Source organism: Ruegeria sp. BF7 (assembly GCF_056538605.1).
The window spans coordinates 37013-55811 of sequence record NZ_JBQFTM010000014.1; the positions used below are offsets into that span (position 1 = coordinate 37013).

At 60.2% G+C, this 18799-nt stretch carries 18 protein-coding genes; 13 read left to right on the top strand and 5 right to left on the bottom strand.

Annotated features, from left to right (window positions below):
* Window positions 1–2 precede the first annotated feature (2 nt).
* Window positions 3–632, bottom strand: a complete 630-nt coding sequence (locus ACR0IK_RS20145) for a LysE family translocator (RefSeq protein WP_480642948.1) — start codon at window positions 630–632, stop codon at window positions 3–5.
* A gap of 246 nt (window positions 633–878) precedes the next feature.
* Here ACR0IK_RS20145 and ACR0IK_RS20150 point away from each other — a divergent pair, with 246 nt between their 5' ends.
* A complete protein-coding gene (locus ACR0IK_RS20150; protein ID WP_480642949.1) occupies window positions 879–1751 on the top strand; it encodes an alpha/beta hydrolase in 873 nt (290 codons plus the stop codon).
* On the opposite strand, the gene ACR0IK_RS20155 is transcribed toward ACR0IK_RS20150, so the two are convergent.
* Window positions 1748–2620 (bottom strand): S-methyl-5'-thioadenosine phosphorylase, encoded by an 873-nt coding sequence (locus ACR0IK_RS20155; protein WP_480642950.1) that lies wholly within the window; start codon window positions 2618–2620, stop codon window positions 1748–1750. The two genes, ACR0IK_RS20150 and ACR0IK_RS20155, sit on opposite strands and share 4 nt — an antisense overlap.
* A 204-nt stretch (window positions 2621–2824) precedes the next feature.
* Between ACR0IK_RS20155 and ACR0IK_RS20160 the strand changes: the two genes are divergently transcribed.
* Window positions 2825–4459 carry a SulP family inorganic anion transporter gene (locus ACR0IK_RS20160; protein WP_480642952.1) on the top strand — a complete coding sequence of 545 codons (1635 nt, stop codon included), beginning with the start codon at window positions 2825–2827 and terminating at the stop codon, window positions 4457–4459.
* Between the two features lie 127 nt (window positions 4460–4586).
* Here ACR0IK_RS20160 and ACR0IK_RS20165 read toward each other — a convergent pair whose 3' ends face one another.
* The gene (locus tag ACR0IK_RS20165) at window positions 4587–5192 is read right to left on the bottom strand and encodes a flavin reductase family protein (RefSeq protein WP_480642953.1); all 606 of its coding nucleotides are present in this window, start codon (window positions 5190–5192) and stop codon (window positions 4587–4589) included.
* Window positions 5193–5264: 72 nt separating this feature from the next.
* Here ACR0IK_RS20165 and ACR0IK_RS20170 point away from each other — a divergent pair, with 72 nt between their 5' ends.
* The 5 genes from ACR0IK_RS20170 to ACR0IK_RS20190 all read left to right on the top strand — a co-directional run bounded on the left by ACR0IK_RS20170 (window position 5265) and on the right by ACR0IK_RS20190 (window position 8310).
* Entirely contained in the window at window positions 5265–5759 is a 495-nt protein-coding gene (locus ACR0IK_RS20170; RefSeq protein WP_480593896.1) for a GNAT family N-acetyltransferase, read from the top strand.
* Window positions 5760–5812: 53 nt separating this feature from the next.
* Entirely contained in the window at window positions 5813–6556 is a 744-nt protein-coding gene (locus ACR0IK_RS20175) for an EcsC family protein (protein ID WP_480593895.1), read from the top strand.
* 15 nt (window positions 6557–6571) lie between these two features.
* Window positions 6572–7141 (top strand): NUDIX hydrolase, encoded by a 570-nt coding sequence (locus ACR0IK_RS20180; RefSeq protein WP_480642955.1) that lies wholly within the window; start codon window positions 6572–6574, stop codon window positions 7139–7141.
* Between the two features lie 71 nt (window positions 7142–7212).
* On the top strand, window positions 7213–7668 hold the full coding sequence (locus ACR0IK_RS20185; protein ID WP_480593893.1) for a DUF1178 family protein: 456 nt from the start codon (window positions 7213–7215) through the stop codon (window positions 7666–7668).
* 3 nt (window positions 7669–7671) lie between these two features.
* A complete protein-coding gene (locus ACR0IK_RS20190; RefSeq protein ID WP_480642956.1) occupies window positions 7672–8310 on the top strand; it encodes an SDR family NAD(P)-dependent oxidoreductase in 639 nt (212 codons plus the stop codon).
* Here ACR0IK_RS20190 and ACR0IK_RS20195 read toward each other — a convergent pair.
* On the bottom strand, window positions 8304–8657 hold the full coding sequence (locus ACR0IK_RS20195) for a hypothetical protein (RefSeq protein WP_480642957.1): 354 nt from the start codon (window positions 8655–8657) through the stop codon (window positions 8304–8306). The two genes, ACR0IK_RS20190 and ACR0IK_RS20195, sit on opposite strands and share 7 nt — an antisense overlap.
* Before the next feature lie 164 nt (window positions 8658–8821).
* On the opposite strand from ACR0IK_RS20195, the gene ACR0IK_RS20200 reads away from it, so the two are divergent.
* From ACR0IK_RS20200 to ACR0IK_RS20225, 6 genes are all read left to right on the top strand, one after another.
* The gene (locus ACR0IK_RS20200; RefSeq protein WP_480593890.1) at window positions 8822–10060 is read left to right on the top strand and encodes an aspartate kinase; all 1239 of its coding nucleotides are present in this window, start codon (window positions 8822–8824) and stop codon (window positions 10058–10060) included.
* A 46-nt stretch (window positions 10061–10106) separates the two neighbouring features.
* Complete coding sequence (ptsP, locus tag ACR0IK_RS20205; RefSeq protein WP_480593889.1) at window positions 10107–12350, top strand: phosphoenolpyruvate--protein phosphotransferase; 2244 nt, start codon at window positions 10107–10109, stop codon at window positions 12348–12350.
* A 139-nt stretch (window positions 12351–12489) separates the two neighbouring features.
* Window positions 12490–13935 (top strand): glucose-6-phosphate dehydrogenase, encoded by a 1446-nt coding sequence (zwf, locus tag ACR0IK_RS20210; RefSeq protein WP_480642958.1) that lies wholly within the window; start codon window positions 12490–12492, stop codon window positions 13933–13935.
* A gap of 1 nt (window position 13936) precedes the next feature.
* Window positions 13937–15742 carry a phosphogluconate dehydratase gene (gene edd, locus ACR0IK_RS20215; protein ID WP_480642960.1) on the top strand — a complete coding sequence of 602 codons (1806 nt, stop codon included), beginning with the start codon at window positions 13937–13939 and terminating at the stop codon, window positions 15740–15742.
* A gap of 5 nt (window positions 15743–15747) precedes the next feature.
* Complete coding sequence (locus ACR0IK_RS20220; RefSeq protein WP_480642962.1) at window positions 15748–16380, top strand: bifunctional 4-hydroxy-2-oxoglutarate aldolase/2-dehydro-3-deoxy-phosphogluconate aldolase; 633 nt, start codon at window positions 15748–15750, stop codon at window positions 16378–16380.
* A 50-nt stretch (window positions 16381–16430) separates the two neighbouring features.
* On the top strand, window positions 16431–17621 hold the full coding sequence (locus tag ACR0IK_RS20225) for a pyridoxal-phosphate-dependent aminotransferase family protein (RefSeq protein ID WP_480642963.1): 1191 nt from the start codon (window positions 16431–16433) through the stop codon (window positions 17619–17621).
* 14 nt (window positions 17622–17635) lie between these two features.
* Here the strand turns inward: ACR0IK_RS20225 and ACR0IK_RS20230 are convergent, their stop codons facing one another.
* Entirely contained in the window at window positions 17636–18745 is a 1110-nt protein-coding gene (locus tag ACR0IK_RS20230; protein ID WP_480642965.1) for a pyridoxal phosphate-dependent aminotransferase, read from the bottom strand.
* Window positions 18746–18799 lie beyond the last annotated feature (54 nt).

Here is an 18799-nt window from a genome sequence, read left to right on the forward strand (position 1 = left end):
CCTCAGGCCGGGCGACGCAAGACGGCGGTTGCTACCCCCATTCCGATCAGAGTCAAACCGCCGAACCGGGTCATCGCAGTGATGACGCCAGCCTGTCCGATCATCCGACGCAGCCTGTCGGCCAGCAGTGCGTATGCCAGCGCGTTTAGCCAGGCGAGGCTGACGAATGTTGCGATCAGGATTGCGAATTGCGGGCCCAAGGGTTCTGCCGGGCGCAGGAATTGCGGCACGAACGCAATGAAGAATGCGATGGATTTCGGGTTCAGCGCGGTGACGGCGCCGGCGTGGCCAAAAACGCTGCGGGCGGTGACATCGCGCCCGATTTCCACTGTCTGCAGCCCGCCCGCGGGCGCGCTGCGCAGCAATTTGATGCCCAGCCACACCAGATAGGCCGCACCCACCCATTTCAGCACGGAAAACAGGGTGGCTGAGGCCAGCACCAGGGCCCCCAACCCCAGCAGTGACGCTGTCATGGCCACCAGATCCCCTACCGCGACCCCTGTGGCCGAGGCCACGGCAACACTGCGCCCTTTCGAAAGAGCATAGCTGAGCACCAGCAGGACGGTCGGCCCTGGGATCAGAAGCAAAGCGGTCGATGCGGCCACAAAAGCCAGCCAAAGGTCAAGAGACATGGGGGTTCCTGTTCAAGTGTCGAACTCACCAAGCCTCGGAGCGGCGCCAAGGTCAAGCCTTTCGTGGATCGTTCCGATACCTGTTTCGGACGAACAGTTCACAAGCGTGGACAAGTTTTTGTTTCGTCTGTCCCGGGCATGGCGCCCGGCCTGCGCCGAATAAAGATTCTGTTAAGGCTCGTACATCTTTCTTGAAACACGCGTCCGACACTCCAAACTTGGATGAACTCAGGATTGGAGGCAAACGTGACGCAGACGTCCCCTGACTACTCGAAAGTGTTCGAAGACATGTCCCGGTCGAAGACCATGCGGGTGAAACGTGTGCTTACCCTTTTGGTCCTAATCGCTGGTGTTTTCTATGCCGGGATCGTCGGGTACATGTACGCAAATCAAAACGCGCTGCTGTACAAGCCTTCCGGAGAATTGCCCGACCCCAAGGCTGTTGGGCTGGCAGATGTGGACGTAATCAAAGTCCCCATGTCCGACGGTGTAGTACTGACCACATGGTCCGCACCGCCAGCGATTGAGGGCGCGCCGACGGTTCTGTTCTTTCATGGTCAAAGCGGTAATCTGGGCGACCGGGCTGACCGTATGCGTGAAATTCTCAACAGCGGTTATGGCTTGCTTGCGCCCAGCTATCGCGGATTTCCAGGCAGCGAAGGTGAGCCTTCGGAACTGGCGCTGGTCTCAGACGGGATTCAGCTGTTTGACCGTTTGGAGGTAGAGGGCGCAGACATTGTCCTGCATGGCCAGAGCCTCGGCACCGGCATAGCGGCTGCGGTGGCCCAAGAGCGCCCAAATGCGCAGCTGCTGGTGCTTGAGGCACCGTTCACTGCTACTGTGGATGTGGCGACCGAGCGGTATCCGTTTCTACCGGTCTCGGCCCTGATGAAAGATCAGTTCGCCACCCGTGACTTGATCGACAGAATCACCGTGCCAACACTGATATTTCACGGGACCGAGGACGAAACCATCCCGCTGCACCACGGTAAAGCTCTGGCGGCGATGTCTGGGGATACTGCCCAACTTCATGTTATCCCCGGCGGAACTCATAACGACCTCTGGTCGCATGGGCTGTGGGCCGAGGTGCAAAGCGCGTTGGGGCAACAACCTGGCTAGAGGATGCGACCAGCAACCGCATCCAGCTTGGCCAGCAGCGCCGGATCGCGTTTTTCCGGCGCAGTCAGGATGGCGTACTCCAATGCCCGGTCACACCCGTGCGGGCAGGGCACCCGCTCGGTGCCCAGCAGGTCGGGTAGGCCTTTCACCAACGCCCGGCCTTTTTCGGCATTGCCGGTCAGGGTGGCGATGATGGCGGTCACGTCGACCTCTCCATGATCCGGATGCCAACTGTCGTAATCGGTGACCATGGCGATCGAGGCATAACAAAGCTCGGCCTCGCGGGCGAGTTTGGCTTCGGGCATGTTGGTCATGCCGATCACATCGCAACCCCAATGTTCACGATACATTTTCGATTCCGCCAGTGACGAGAACTGTGGCCCTTCCATCGCCAGATAGGTGCCGCCGCGGTGAATGGTGATACCCGCAGCCTTGCCAGCCGTTTCACAGGCATCGGACAGGCGCGGGCAAGTGGGGTGGGCAACGCTGACATGGGCGACGCATCCGGTGCCGAAGAAGCTTTTCTCGCGGGCAAAGGTTCGGTCGATGAACTGATCCACGATCACGAAATCCCCTGGTGCCATATGCTCGCGAAACGACCCGCAGGCAGAAACCGAGATCACATCCGTCACCCCCAGCCGCTTCAGCGAGTCGATATTGGCGCGATAGGGGACTTCGGTCGGCGAATGCACATGCCCGCGTCCGTGGCGGGGCAGGAAGGCCATGCCCACGCCGTTCAGCGATCCGGTCAGAATCTGATCCGACGGATCGCCCCATGGGGTTTCAACGGTAACCCATTCCGCATTCTCCAGCCCATCGATCTCATAAATGCCTGATCCACCGATGATGGCGATTTTGGTCTGGGTCATGGCTGCTCTCCGCATAAAAAATCCGTTGAGGAATTTCTGCGGGGCGGCAAAGGATTTGGCAAGTGGCTTCAACGGTTTGTGTCAGGCGCTTGTCAGGTATGCGCCTGGCGCATATCAGGGTCCCGCCTGACGCGGTATCTCAGGCGGGGTTTGACCGCTAAAAGGCCCCTTTCGCGCGAACAAAAATACCAACAGGACTGTCCCATGCCCCGAGCCATGCTGGCAAGCTTTGCCAATCGTATTGTCAAACCCGACTTGCGTTGGGTACCGGACGAGGGGCTGACTGCTTCGCGTCTGCGGATCGAACTGCTGTCCGGTCTGACTGTGGCGTTGGCGCTGGTGCCCGAAGCAGTGGCCTTTGCCTTTGTTGCCGGGGTGCATCCGTTGGTTGGTTTGTATGCGGCCTTCATGGTCGGTCTGATCACGGCGCTGATCGGCGGTCGTCCGGGCATGATCTCGGGCGCGACCGGGGCGCTGGCCGTGGTCATGGTGGCGCTGGTCGCTGAACATGGGGTTGAATATCTGTTCGCAACCGTAGTGCTGATGGGCATCCTGCAGGTGATTGCTGGGGCCATGCATTGGGGGCGGTTCATCCGTCTGGTGCCGCATCCGGTAATGCTGGGCTTTGTGAACGGCCTGGCCATCGTGATCTTCTTTGCGCAGCTGGGCCAATTCAAGGTGCCGGGTAGCATGGAAAACACCGGCCACGGCGTTGGTGGGGGCGAATGGCTCTCGGGTCTGCAGCTATACACGATGCTGGGGCTGGTGGCGCTGACCATGGCGGTGATCTGGGTCATGCCGCGTATCACGCGCATCGTTCCTGCACCGCTGGCGGGTATTCTGGTTGTCGCCGCGCTTGTGATCGGCTTTGGGCTGGATGTGCCACGCGTCGGCGATCTTGCTTCGATTGAGGGTGGGCTGCCCGCATTCCACATTCCGATGGTGCCGCTGAATTGGGAAACCTTTGAAATTATCCTACCTTACGCGGTCATTCTGGCAGCCATCGGCTTGATTGAATCGCTACTGACGTTGAACCTTGTGGGTGAAATCACCGGCAAGCGGGGAGGGGCCTCGCAGGAATGCATCGCGCAGGGTGTCGCCAACGTGGCCACTGGGTTCTTCGGTGGTATGGGTGGTTGTGCCATGATCGGTCAGTCGATGATCAACGTAAAATCCGGCGGCCGCACCCGCATCGCGGGCATCGCGGCAGCGCTGTTCCTGCTGGTGTTCATCCTGTTTACCGCGCCTCTGATCGAGCAGATCCCGCTGGCCGCGCTGGTCGGGGTGATGTTCATGGTGGTGATCGGAACCTTTGCCTGGAACTCGTTCAAGATCCTGCGCAAAGTGCCTCTGACCGATGCGTTCGTGATCGTGCTGGTGACCGTTGTCACCGTGATGGAGGACCTTGCGGTTGCCGTCGTCGTTGGTGTCATCGTCTCGGCGCTGGCCTACGCGTGGAACAATGCAAAGCGCATTCACGCCGTTACCCGCGAGTCTTCGACCGAAAAGGGGGCTAAGGTCTATGAGATCCAAGGCCCACTGTTCTTTGGTTCGTCCGATGGGTTTGTCGAGTTGTTCGATGTGCCGAACGATCCGGAAACGGTGATCGTGGACTTTGCCGAAAGCCGCGTTGTCGACCAGTCTGCGCTGCAGGCGATCGAGAACATCGCCGCCAAATACGAGGCCGCAGGCAAACGCGTCATGCTGCGCCACCTCAGCCGTGACTGCCACAAGCTGCTCAACAAAGCCGGTCACCTGATGGTCGATAGCGATGATGACCCAGATTACGAGCTGGCGGTGGATTACTCGGTTCGCACCGGCATTCTTGGTGGGCACTGATTTTTGCGGGGCTCTGGCTCGGGCTCCTGGTTATTTTCAGTCAGATGAAAACAGGGTGCCCTTTTTCATCTGACTGGCCTCAAACCCCTCGGGGTAGGCGGCTGTGAGCAACGCCCCTAAGCCGGTGTCAATCGTCTGGGCGGCTGAGAGAAAACAGCTCGGTGACCACCGAATAGTCCCGATATCCAAGCCGCGCGAGTGGGTTGAAGGCCGTCACATCAAAAATACCGTCTTTCAGGCAATCGTCACGCAGGTGAACGCCGGTGACCTCGCCGAACACGACCCGGTTTGACTCTCCCGGTAGAGTGACGATCTGCGTCAGCTTGCATTCCAATGCCGCCGGAGCGCCCTCGACCCGGGCGCAAGGGATAGTTTGGCATTCAACCGCTGTCAGACCGGCATGTTCGAATTCGTCGTGATGTTTGGGCAAGCCTGCGGAGCTGGCATTCATCGCATCCCGATGCGCGTGGGCAACCACGTTCACGCAGAACACGCCGGTTGCCTCGATATTCGATACACTGTCTTTACCGCCGTCCTGATCGTGCTTGGTTCCCGTTGATGCGAACATCACTTGCGGTGGCGTGTAGGCGACGCCGTTGAAAAAGGAATAGGGCGCCAGATTGTTGATCCCATCCGGACCGCGGGTGGAAATCCAGCCGATCGGGCGGGGGGTAATGACGGCGTTGAACGGATTGTGCGGCAGTCCGTGGCCGTCTTCGGGGCGGTAGAACATCTGATCTCCAAGCGTTTGCCCAAGGCGTACCGAAGTGCTAGGGCGAAAGCCAGCAAGTAAAAGAGGGCCGGGGTGCAGCAGTTCGAGATCAGGCCGGAAGAGCCGGATGATTGGTGGGAGGTCGAAGCCCTTTATGACCTGTGCTTTGCGCCGGGGCGCGAGGCGCTGTCCTCGTATCGTCTGCGCGATGATGTGCCACCTGTGACAGGAATGTCATTGGTGGCGCGGGACGGGCAAGGCATTCTGGCCGGGGCCATCCGATTCTGGCCAGTGCATGTGGGCGATCACGATGCGCTGCTGCTGGGGCCGGTGGCTGTGCACCCTACCCATCAGGGCGAAGGCTTGGGCGGATTTTTGATCCACGAAGGTATTGAGGCCGGTCGGGCGTTGGGCTGGGATCGCGTCATGTTGGTCGGTGATGCGCCCTATTACGCCCGATTCGGGTTCTGCCGTCTCAACGGGATAGAGATGCCGCCGCCCACCAACCCGGACCGTGTTCTGGGGTTGGAGTTGCTGCCAGGAGTTTGGAAGGGTGTACGCGGCCCGGTGACCCGGTGGAGTCGCTGACCTATTGAAACGCAGTCCATAAAACCCGATGTCTAAAGGGCAGGAGGGTGTTAATGCAGGACGTGGTTCTTGTCGAAAAGCTGGATGCAGAAGCGGAACTTGACCGTTTGGCCGGGTATTACAGGTCTGCTGGCGGTCCGGGCGTCAAGCTGTTGAACAGTCTGGGCGGGTCGGCTGAATCTCTGCTGGAACAATTGCCGGAACCTATCCGGCAGGGTCTAACGGGTGCGACGGAACAGGCTCTTTGGCTGGCGATGCACGTGGCGGAAGGCTCGCGCCGTGCTGTTCCCGATCAGCGTCCCTGGGTCAATACCGCAGTGACTACAGCAATGGGCGCGGCGGGTGGTTTGGGCGGTGTGTCTACTGCTTTGATGGAATTGCCTGCGACCACCGCGATGCTGTTGCGCGCGATTCAGGGCGCCGCGGCGCGCGAGGGGTTTGATCCATCCGAAGAAGGTGTGAAATTCGACTGTGTGCGCGTGCTGTCGGCGGCAGGGCCTTTGTCCAATGACGATGGTGCCGATCTCGGTTTCTTTTCCGTCCGATTGACGTTGACCGGCCCGGCCATGCAAAAGCTGGTCGCGACGGTTGCCCCGCGTTTGTCCGTCGTGTTGGGGCAAAAACTGGCGGCGCAATCCGTGCCCGTTCTTGGGGCGATCGCCGGGGGCAGCACCAACTATGTCTATACGCGCTATTACCAACAGATCGCCCGCGTTCATTTTGGTCTGCGGCGCTTGGCGATTGACGCCGATATCCCGCATGATGATCTGGTGCGGAAGCTGGCAGCGCGTATGTGATCCAAAGCCGAGGGCTTGGAGAAAAACGCTTTATATGGTACCTGTTTTACCGAGGGCCCGCTAAATAAGCAAAAAATTGCGGGAAGACAGGCAAGAATTGCAGTTGAAAGGCGGCACAGCGTGACTGATGCCAGACTTGCGCCATATGTTTCGCGAAAGACTCGGCACTTGCCGGTGCGGCAACAATCGGCTGCGTTATGCTATCGCATTGAGCAGGGGCGCCTCGAGGTTTTGCTGATAACGACGCGAAAATCCCGTCGTTGGATCATTCCCAAAGGATGGCTGATTGACGGTCTGAGCCCGTCCGAGACAGCCAGCCAGGAAGCATGGGAAGAAGCCGGAATTCGCGGGCTGTGCGAGACGCAGGCGCTGGGGCGGTTCCATTATCAGAAGCAGCGCAAGAAAAAGGGGCCAGTGCTGTGTTCTGTCGATGTGTTTCCCTTATTGGTGCGGTCGGTGGCCCAGCGTTTTCCTGAATGCAGGCAGCGGGATCGAAAGTGGTTTTCTTCGAAAAAGGCTGCTCAAAAGGTAAATTCTCACGAATTGGCAGTATTGTTACGAAAGCTTGAGCCTGTTAGGCACTGAGTTGCCTTTGGAAGGGCTTGATCTTGCCATGTCCCTCGGTATCTATTCGGCAACCGACATTTGGACGGACCATGATTCAATACGCATTGAAATGCAGCAACGGCCATACATTTGACAGTTGGTTTCAATCGGCCGCCGCTTACGATAAACTGGCAACTGCGGGCATGGTAACATGCGCGGAGTGCGGGTGTCGTGACGTCGAAAAGGCCATCATGACACCACGCGTCCGTCCGGCCCGCAACGCCAAGGCGCGACCTCTTGCGCCGATGCCAGGAGCCGATACGATAGATGTGGCAGCCCCTGCACCTGACGTCGAAAAAGTGCTGGCTGAATGGCGCCGCAAAGTCGAGGAAAGCTCGGACTATGTCGGCAAGGATTTCGCTAGCGAAGCCCGTAAGATTCATCTGGGTGATGCCCCCGAACGGGCAATCTATGGCGAGGCCAGGCCGGATGAAGCGCAGGCCCTGATTGATGATGGGGTGCCGGTAACTCCACTGCCATTTGTGCCCAGCAGGAAGACTAACTAGATCATGCATGTTGTGATTACTGGCGCCGGTCGTGGAATCGGTAAAACGCTGGCGGATCACTATCGGGCGCGGGGAGACACGCTGACCGGCACCGCGCGGGACGGTAGCGCTCAAGTTTTACTGGATGTTACCGACCCGGCGCAGCACGCAGATATGGCGGTGCAACTGGCTGATCAGCCGGTTGATCTGCTGATCTGCAATGCCGGGGTTTATCTGGACAAGGGGCAGGACATCGACGGCTTTCCGGCAGAGATGTGGGCGCAAAGTTTTGCCACCAATGTCACCGGCGTTTTCCTGACCGTTCAGGCCTTGTTGCCCAACCTTCGCGCCGCGCGCGGCAAGGTTGCCATCCTGTCCTCGCAAATGGCGTCGCACACGCGGGCACCGGGCGGTAGCTACATTTACCGTGCCTCGAAAGCCGCCGCATTGAACTTGGGGCGGAATCTCGCCACCGATCTGCGCGCGGACGGCGTCGCCGTGGGCATCTATCACCCTGGCTGGGTGAAGACGGAAATGGGTGGATCTGCGGCCGAAATCACTTCGGACCAAGCCGCAGAGGGCTTGATCAAGCGGTTCGACGCGTTGTCACTGAATACCACAGGCAGTTTCGAAACCTGGGACGGACGGCCCCAAGCTTATTGACGGATCAGCGCGGCGGTGGGGATTTCGTAGACCTCATCCGGGTCAATGAAAACCACCGTGAGATCACCGCGGGTTTCGTGGCTGATCTTGGCGGGCGAACTACTGGAACTCGGAACGCCATCGGTGAAGTAGATGCTGCGTACCTCTCCGGCACTCAGTGCCACGGCCAAAGTGGTGGTGCCGTCGTCGTGGTGACGCAATTCGGCGTGGCAGTCGCTTAGTGCCGCGCCGCCCACGGCGCAGGGAACAGTACCCAAAGCATTCTTGCCATCGGTCGCGGCCAGTGTGGATACCTGCGCAATGGCGGGAGAGGACAGCAGGACGGTTGCGATGACAAGGCGGAGCATGGAAAACCTCATGGAAAATGCGTCGCCCAAGGCTGACACTGCAGCAGTCGGATGTAAAGCGACCCGATACCGCATTCGATGCAGTTTTTGAGCCCTTGCCCTTACGGGCCCCCTCGCATAAGACGCACGGGATCTGAATTCCAAGGCGCGGAGAGACCACCCTCATGCCCGTACTCGTTATGAAATTCGGTGGCACATCGGTTGCCAACCTTGACCGCATCCGCCGCGCGGCCAAACGCATCGGTGTCGAGGTGGCCAAGGGCTATGACGTGATCGTCATTGTTTCGGCCATGTCTGGCAAGACCAACGAACTGGTCGGCTGGGTTGATGAGACTTCACCGCTGTATGACGCGCGTGAATATGATGCCGTGGTTTCTTCGGGTGAGAACGTGACCGCCGGTCTGATGGCCTTGACCCTGCAGGAAATGGACATACCGGCCCGCAGTTGGCAAGGCTGGCAGGTGCCTCTGAAAACCACCAGTGCCCACAGCCAGGCTCGGATCGAGGAAATTCCGACCGAGAACATCGGCCAGAAATTCGACGAAGGCATGAAAGTTGCCGTTGTCGCCGGGTTCCAGGGTATCAGTCCCGAAGGCCGCATTACCACGCTGGGCCGGGGTGGGTCGGACACCACTGCTGTGGCATTCGCCGCAGCGTTCGGTGCTGAACGCTGCGACATTTATACGGATGTGGACGGGGTTTATACGACTGACCCACGTATCTGTGAAAAAGCGCGCAAGCTGGATAAGATCGCGTTCGAAGAGATGCTCGAACTGGCCTCGCTGGGGGCCAAGGTACTGCAAACCCGCTCGGTCGAGCTGGCGATGCGGTATAAGGTAAAACTGCGCGTTCTCTCAAGTTTTGAAGAACAATCCGACGAGGCCGGTACGCTGGTTGTCGACGAGGAGGATATCATGGAATCCAATGTTGTGGCCGGTGTGGCCTATTCCCGGGACGAAGCCAAGATGACAGTCGTTTCGGTGGCGGACCGCCCCGGTATCGCCTCGACCATCTTTACCGCGCTTAGCGATGAGGGTGTGAATGTTGACATGATCGTCCAGAACATCTCGGACGAGGGTCGCACCGATATGACCTTTTCCTGCCCCACCGACCAAGTGGCGCGCGCCGAAAAAGCGCTGCTGGGCATCAAGGAAAAAGGCGAGCTAAACTACGCTGAACTGGTTGCCGACGAAGACGTTTGCAAGGTCTCGGTCGTAGGTATTGGCATGCGCTCTCAGTCCGGTGTTGCGGCCAAAATGTTTAAAGTCCTCTCGGATGAGGGGATCAACATCAAGGTCATTACAACCTCTGAGATTAAAATTTCCGTCCTGGTGGATCGGAAATACATGGAACTTGCGGTTCAGGCACTGCATGATGCCTTTGAACTGGACAAGGCGGCCTGAGCATTTCAGCCAAGGATCACGCCTAACGCACTAATTTGGTTGGGCCATGGCGGACGGCACCGAAACAGAATCCCGCAAGCTGCTGGGGCGGCTGCGCGAAGAGATGGCGAGCGAAGCCGCCGGTCAGGAACGTCTTGACCGGATCACCAGCCTGATTGCGGACAGCATTCGGGCCGAGGTGTGTTCGATCTACCTGTTCCGCGACGAAGATACGCTCGAGTTGTGCGCTACCGAAGGCCTGTCACCAGAGGCGGTCCACAAGACCCGCATGCGTATGGGCGAAGGGCTGGTGGGCCGCGTTGCGCAATCCGGCAAAGTGATGAACACGGCGGATGCACCTTCGGCCAAGGGCTTCCGTTATATGCCCGAAACCGGCGAAGAGCGGTTTTCGTCCTTCCTTGGCGTGCCCATTCAGCGCCTGGGCGAAAAGCTGGGTGTGCTGGTGGTTCAGTCCCGCGAGGCGCGCGAGCTTTCGGCGGATGAGGTTTATGCGCTGGAAGTGGTCGCTATGGTTCTCGCCGAAATGGCCGAGCTGGGCGCTTTCGTGGGCGAGGGCGCTGCCCTGTCGCCGTTGCACCAGCAATCGGTGCAACTGAACGGTGGCCCGGCGCAAGAGGGCTCGGCAGAGGGACATGTATGGCTGCACGAACCGCGCGTGGTGGTAACCAACCCCATCGCCGAAGACCCGCATCGTGAGCTTGAGCGCCTGAACGAGGCGGTGGAAGAATTGCGCGTCGGCGTCGACAAGATGCTGGAAATCTCGCAGGGGGCTGACAAAGAACAGCTTCAGGTTCTGGAAGCTTATCGCATGTTTGCCAACTCCAAGGGCTGGATGCGTCGGATGGAAGAGGATATCGCCCGCGGTCTCAGTGCCGAAGCTGCGGTTGAAAAGGAACAATCTCAGGCCCGCGCCCGTATGGGGCAGGTCACCGATCCTTATCTGCGCGAGCGGTTGGCCGATCTGGACGACTTGTCCAACCGGTTGTTGCGGATTTTGACCGGGCAGGGCAAGACCGATGGGGCCGACCTGCCGCCCGATCCGATCCTGGTTGCCCGCAATATTGGCCCTGGTGATCTGTTGGAATATGGCCGTTCGCTGAGAGGTATCGTGCTCGAGGAGGGTTCGGTCGGCAGTCATGCCACCATTGTTGCCCGCGCACTGGCGATTCCGCTGGTTGTTCACGTGGGCCGCATCACCACCGAGGCATTGAACGGCGACCACATCCTGGTTGATGGTGATCATGGTGTCGTGCATTTGCGTCCCGAAGACACCGTTGTCAGCGCTTTCAGAGACAAGATCGCGATGCAGGCCAAGGCGCAGGAACGTTACGCCTCGATCCGCGAAACCCCGACCGTGACGCGGGACGGCGAGCGGATCAATCTGGTGATGAATGCGGGCCTGATGGCCGATCTGCCATCCTTGAACAACTCGGGTGCCGAGGGTGTGGGGTTGTTCCGGACCGAATTGCAGTTTCTGATCCGAAACCAGATGCCGAAACGGTCGGAGTTGGTAGCGCAATACCAGCGTGTTCTGGATGCGGCAGGGGACAAACGCGTTGTGTTCCGAACACTGGATATCGGCTCGGACAAGGTTCTGCCCTACATGAAACACGTGGCCGAGCCGAACCCGGCGCTGGGCTGGCGCGCGATTCGCGTCGGACTGGACAAGCGCGGCGTGATGCGGATGCAGTTGCAGGCCCTGTTGCGCGCCGCCAACGGCCGGCCGCTGACAATAATGTTCCCGTTTGTGGCGCAGGCCGATGAATTCCGCGAGGCGAAGTGGGAGGTCAACAAGACCATCGAGCGGGAAAAGCGCCTTGGCCACGTCCTGCCCGAGACAATCGAGGTCGGCGCGATGCTGGAAACGCCATCGCTTGCCTTTGCGCCGCAGAAGTTCTTTGACGAAGTTGATTTCGTCTCTATCGGTGGAAACGATCTGAAGCAGTTCTTCTTTGCCGCCGACCGCGAGAACGAACTGGTGCGTCGCCGCTATGATACGCTTAATGTCAGCTTTCTCTCTTTCATCGAGCGGATCGTGGAGCGCTGCAACATCTCGGACACGCCGCTGTCCTTCTGTGGCGAGGATGCGGGCCGCCCGGTCGAGGCGCTGTGTCTGGCGGCGATGGGCATTCGGTCGCTGTCGATGCGCCCCGCCTCGATTGGTCCGGTCAAGAGCCTTCTGCTGCGGGCCGATTTGCAGTCGCTGCGCAAAATCATCGCTGACGCGCGCCACCGCGGAGAGCAGTCGGTGCGACCCGCTGTCATGGAATGGCTGCGCAATCAAAGCTGATTTCCCAAATCCGGGCTTGCTTTCTGCATCCGCATTGCCTATTCAGACCGTGAATGTTAGCGATAACATACGCCGTGTCACGTGCGCTGCGAAGGGTCGGTGCTATGATGACTCGGGTGGAAATTGAAGGAGCCTGTCGATGGTTTCACGTGTTATTCCGGTCAGCCCGTTCGATTTGGTGTTGTTCGGCGCCACTGGCGATCTGGCACAGCGCAAGATTTTGCCGGGCCTCTATCACCGTTTTGAAGTGGGCCAGATGCCCGAGGATGCCCGGATCATCGGGACGGCCCGTTCGGATATGGACAGCGATGCGTTTCGTGAGCAGATCCGCACCTCGATGAAGGAATTCGCGCCGGAGTTCAAAAAGGTTGTGCTGGATCAGTTTCTCGGCCGGGTCGAATATGTCCCGGTCGATGCAATGGGTGAGGCGGGTTGGCCAGATCTGGCAAAGGCTCTGCGCCCGGATGTGGTGCGTGCGTTCTATCTGTCGGTCGGCCCCAGCCTGTTCTCGGGCATTGCGCAACGTTTGCATGAACATGGGCTGGCCACGCCGGATAGCCGCATAGTAGTGGAAAAACCCTTCGGACACGATCTGGCCTCGGCCAAGGCGCTGAACGAAGGCTTGCGCGCCTGTTTCGAAGAGCATCAGATTTACCGGATTGATCACTATCTGGGCAAAGAGACGGTGCAGAACTTGATGGCCCTGCGCTTCGCAAATTCGCTCTTCGAGCCGCTGTGGAACGCGACCCATATCGACCATGTGCAGATCACCGTGGCCGAAACCGTCGGGGTCGAGGGGCGTGGAGCTTATTACGACCAGTCCGGCGCCATGCGGGACATGATCCAGAACCATCTGGTGCAGCTTCTGTGCCTTACGGCGATGGAGCCGCCCTCGAAATTCTCGCCCAACGCCGTACGTGATGAAAAGGTCAAGGTAATTGAGGCGTTGGAGCCGGTTGAGCCTAAAGACATCGCGCGCGGTCAGTATCGCGCGGAACATGGGCAAGGCGGCTATGTCGATCATGTCGGCAATCCCGCCAGCCGGACCGAAAGCTTCATTGCCCTCAAGGTTCATCTGGGCAACTGGCGCTGGGCCGGGGTGCCGTTTTATCTGCGCACTGGCAAACGTCTTCGGGCACGGGAATCCGAGATTGCCGTGTTCTTCCGCGATCCCCCGCATACGATCTTTCCGAATGTCGGCCCGCTGCACGGCAACGTGCTGGTGATCCGTTTGCAACCGGACGAAGGCATCACCTTGCGCACCACCATCAAAGACCCCGGCCCGGGCGGCTTCCGACTGTCAGACGTGGCGCTGGACATGAGCTTTGCCGACGCGCTGGGCGCCGAGGCCAGTGTGCCTGACGCCTATGAAAGGCTGGTGATGGACGTCATTCGCGGCGACCAGACCCTGTTCATGCGCGGGGACGAGGCCGAGGCCGCATGGGCCTGGGTCGATCCCATCATTCAGGGCTGGGAGGATCGGGGCGATCGCCCGGCGCGTTATGATCAGGGCAGTTCCGGCCCCGAAGAAGCATTGATGCTGATGCATCGCGATGGGCGCCGCTGGCGTCAGATCGGAGGTTAAAATGGTCCACTCTGTTATCACCGACGTCACCCAGCGGATCATCGACCGCAGCGCTGATCTGCGGGGGCCACATGTAGAGCGGATGGAACAAGCCTGCTCGAAAGGGCCGGCTCGCGCGCATCTGTCCTGCAGCGGTCAGGCCCACGCCTATGCTGGCGCGGGTCAGGATCAGCAATCTATGGCAACGGGGACTGCCGGGAATTTGGGCATTGTCACCTCGTATAACGACATGCTCTCGGCCCACCAGCCGTTCGAACGCTATCCCGGCCTGATCCGCGATGCGATCCGCGCGGCGGGTGGCACCGCACAGGTCGCAGGCGGTGTTCCCGCGATGTGCGATGGCGTCACGCAGGGTGAGGCGGGGATGGAACTGTCCCTGTTCTCACGCGATGTGATTGCGCTGGCGACCGGTGTAGCGCTCAGCCACAACACCTACGACGCGGCGGTGTTCCTCGGCGTTTGCGACAAGATCGTGCCGGGCCTTATCATCGGTGCGCAGGCCTTTGGCCATTTGCCTGCTGTTTTCCTGCCCGCTGGTCCCATGACCAGCGGTTTGCCGAATGACGAAAAGGCCAAGGTTCGCCAAAAATTCGCCGCCGGAGAGGTTGGGCGCGACGAACTGATGAAAGCCGAAATGGCCGCCTATCACGGCCCCGGCACCTGTACCTTCTATGGAACAGCCAACACCAACCAGATGCTGATGGAGTTCATGGGCCTGCACTTGCCGGGGGCCAGCTTCATCAATCCCAACACCCCCCTGCGCGATGCGCTGACACAGGAGGGCGCCCGCCGCGCCCTGTCTCTCAGCGCTTTGGGAAATGAATACACGCCGGTCTACCAAGTGCTTGACGAGCGCGCCTTTGTGAATGGCATCGTCGGCCTGATGGCGACGGGTGGATCGACCAACTTGCTGATCCACCTGATAGCAATGGCGCGTGCGGGTGGTATCGTGCTGGATTGGGAAGACTTTTCTGACATCTCTGCCGTGGTTCCATTGGTCGCGCGGGTCTATCCCAACGGTCTGGCCGACGTAAACCATTTCCACGCAGCCGGTGGTCTGGGCTATTGCATCGGCACGCTGCTGGAAGACGGGTTGCTGCATCCCGACACGCTGACCGTGGCGGGGCAGGGCCTGCACAACTACACCAAAGAGCCCAAGCTGAAGGGCGACGAATTGATTTGGGAAGAGGGCGCGGGCCACAGCCTGAACGACAAGATCGTTCGCCCTGCCAAGGACCCGTTCCAGCCCACCGGCGGTCTGTCACGCCTGACCGGTAACCTTGGTACCGCTGTCATGAAGGTCTCGGCCGTGGCCCCCGAACACCAGGTGGTCGAGGCCCCCGTACGCGTGTTCCACGATCAGGACGAGGTCAAAGCCGCCTTCAAGGCCGGAGAGTTCACTGGCGACGTCATCGTTGTTGTCCGCTTTCAGGGCCCCAAGGCCAACGGCATGCCCGAACTGCACTCGCTGACACCAATGCTGTCGATCTTGCAGGGCCGGGGGCAAAAGGTCGCGCTGGTCACAGATGGCCGCATGTCCGGGGCTTCGGGCAAGGTGCCCGCCGCGATCCATGTTTGCCCCGAGGCGCTGGAGGGCGGTGCAATTGCCTGTCTGCAGGATGGCGACGTGCTGCGCGTTGATGCGGTGAAGGGTGACTTGGAAATTCTCACCCCTGGCGTTCTGGATCGAAGCCCCGTCACCGCGGATCTGTCTGCCAATCAACATGGCGTCGGGCGTGAGCTGTTCACCGCATTCCGCAACAACGTCGGTTCTGCCGACGCCGGTGCCAGCATTTTCGGAGCGTAATCCCCATGTCGAAAACTCAACGTACCCGCGAAATCTGCGCCCTTGCGCCGATTGTACCCGTTCTGGTCGTCGATGATGCCGAGCACGCCCGTCCCCTGGCCGAGGCTCTGGTCGCCGGTGGGCTGCCCGCGCTGGAAGTCACGCTGCGCACACCTGCGGCGCTGGATGTGATCCGCGAGATGGCGCAGGTGCCCGGCGGTGTCGTTGGCGCAGGCACGCTGGTTACTCCTGATGATGTCCGCGCCGCCAAAGAGGCCGGCGCGCAGTTTGGCGTCTCACCCGGTGCAACTGATGTACTGATCGCCGCCTGTGAAGCCGAAGGCCTGCCATTGCTGCCCGGTGCCGCCACGGCCAGCGAGGCGATGCGATTGCTGGAGCAGGGCTACGACATGCTGAAATTTTTCCCAGCCGAAGCGTCGGGCGGCGCGCCTGCTCTGAAGGCAATAGGCGCACCTCTGCCCCAGATCACCTTCTGCCCCACAGGCGGCGTGTCGCCCGCGAATGCGCGGGATTACCTGTCGCTGCCAAATGTCGTCTGTGCCGGTGGCAGTTGGGTTGCGCCCAAGCAGATGGTTCTGGATGGCGACTGGGCCGGGATCGAAGCACTTGCCCGTGAGGCCGCCAAGCTGGTGGATTGACGCCACCTTTTGCGGCGCTAGGGTGGGGGCAATTCAAACAGGTTGATCCCATGACAAACCAAGTCTCTCGCGCGCGGGGCCGCGAGTATCTGGCTATTCCCGGCCCGTCGGTCATGCCCGATGCGGTTCTGCAGGCCATGCATCGCCCATCGCCCAATATCTATGACGGTGAACTGATCGAGATGATGCCCGCTCTGACCCGCGATCTGAAGCGCGTGGCCCGGACCGAGCATCACGTCGCCATCTATATCGCCAACGGTCACGGTACGTGGGAGGCCGCGCTGTCAAACGTGATCGCGCCGGGGGAAACCGTGCTGGCTCCGGCTTCGGGCCGGTTCACCCATGGCTGGGCCGAAATGGCCGAGGCAATCGGAGCCAAGGTCGAGCTGATTGATTTCGGCACGTCCTCACCGTGGGATCTGGAGCGTATCGCGGACGCTCTGCGCGCGGATACAGGCCACCGGATCAAGGCGGTTCTGGCGGTGCATGTGGATACCTCAAGCTCCATCCGCAACGACGTCCCGGCGCTAAGGGCGCTGCTGGACGACCTGCACCACCCGGCGCTTTTGATGGCGGATTGCATCGCCTCGCTTGGCTGTGACCGGTTCGAGACGGACGCCTGGGGCGTCGATGTCATGGTCACCGCTTGCCAAAAGGGGCTGATGACTCCGGCGGGTGTTGGCTTTGTTTTTTTCAACGACAAAGCGCAAGCCAAGCGGGCCGAAATGCCGCGAGTCTCTCAGTATTGGGACTGGCAGCCGCGCGTGAACCCGGACCTGTTCTATCAGTATTTCAATGGTACTGCGCCGACGCATCACCTGTTTGGACTGCGCGCGGCACTGGACATGATTCACGCAGAAGGCATCGAGCATGTCTGGGCGCGCCACGAACGCCTTGCCACTGCAATATGGACAGCCTGCGAAAACTGGGCTGAAGGTGGCGCGCTACACCTGAACGTCGCGGATCGCGCCCATCGTAGCCATGCCGTCACCACCCTGTGCCTGACGGATGAGCGCGGTACGCCATTGCGCCAGTTTACCGAGGGACAGATGGGTTTGACGCTGGGTATCGGCCTTGGCATGGAAGACTGGAACGGCTTTTTCCGTCTCGGTCATATGGGCCATGTGAACGGTCAGATGGTAATGGCGATGTTGGGTGGGATGGAGACGGCAATGGCCGCGCTTAACATCCCGCGCGGCAAAGGCGCGCTTGAGGCCGCTGCCGCTGTTCTTTCCCATTAAGGTACGGGCGCCTTTTATCGTTCGTCTCCACGCGCGATTGCCAAGGCATTCGGTAGCGCGGCGGCAAAGGCGTCCAGATCCGCCGCCGTACCACAGCTGACACGGATACACCGGTTCTGTGGAGCGGCGAAGGGCATGCGCACAAAGATACCCTGTGTCACCAGTGCCTCCAGAACTGCCTTGGCAAAGGCGCCATCCTGCCCGCAATCGATGGCCACAAAATTCGTGGCTGAGGGCAGCGGCTCCAGCCCGTTATTCTGAGCGATTTGTACAATCCGGTCGCGTGCGGCCGCGATCTGCGCCTGCACATGGGTCAGCCATTCAGCATCCTGCAATGCGGCCAGGGCGCCTGCCTGTGCGGCCCGGTTCATGCCGAAATGGTTGCGCACCTTGTTGAAAGCTTCGATCAACCCCTGCGCGCCAATCGCATAGCCAACCCGCGCCCCGGCCATGCCGTAGACCTTGGAAAAGGTGCGCATCCGGATCACGCGTGGATCATCCGCCGCGACCGGGGCTGCGGTGCCTTCGGGCGCGCATTCCACATAGGCCTCGTCCAGAACCAGCAGGCATCCTTCGGGCAGAGCCTCCATCGCGGCGACGATTTCAGCGCCGCTGTGCCAACTGCCCATCGGGTTGTCGGGGTTGGCCAGGTAGACCAGCTTTGCATCCACTTCAGCCGCTTTGGCGAACAACGCCGCGGGGTTCTCGTGGTCGCCCTGATATGACACCTTGTGTACCACGCCGCCATTGCCCGCGACGTGGTAGTTGAAGGTGGGGTAAGCCCCGTCCGAAGTGACAACCGCATCATCCGGTCCAACCAGAAGCCGTACGAGGTAACCCAGCAAGCCATCAATACCCTCGCCAACCACAGTGTTTTCCGGTTTTACCCCGTGGTGATCCGCAAGCGCATTGCGCAGGTCATGATTCTCGGGGTCGCCGTACATCCAGATATCTGTCGCCGCCATTGCCTGGATTGCACGGGGGGAGGGGCCGAAGATGCTCTCATTCGCGCCAAGCCGGGCCACAAAAGGCGCGCCACGCTGACGCTCTTGGGTTTCGGGCCCGACAAAGGGCACGGTTGCGGGCAGTGACAGGGCAAGCGGGGTATAGCGTGGGTCAGTCATGCAGCGAGATAAACCCAAGGTCGCCCGTCAGGCAACACCTGCAATAGCACCGCC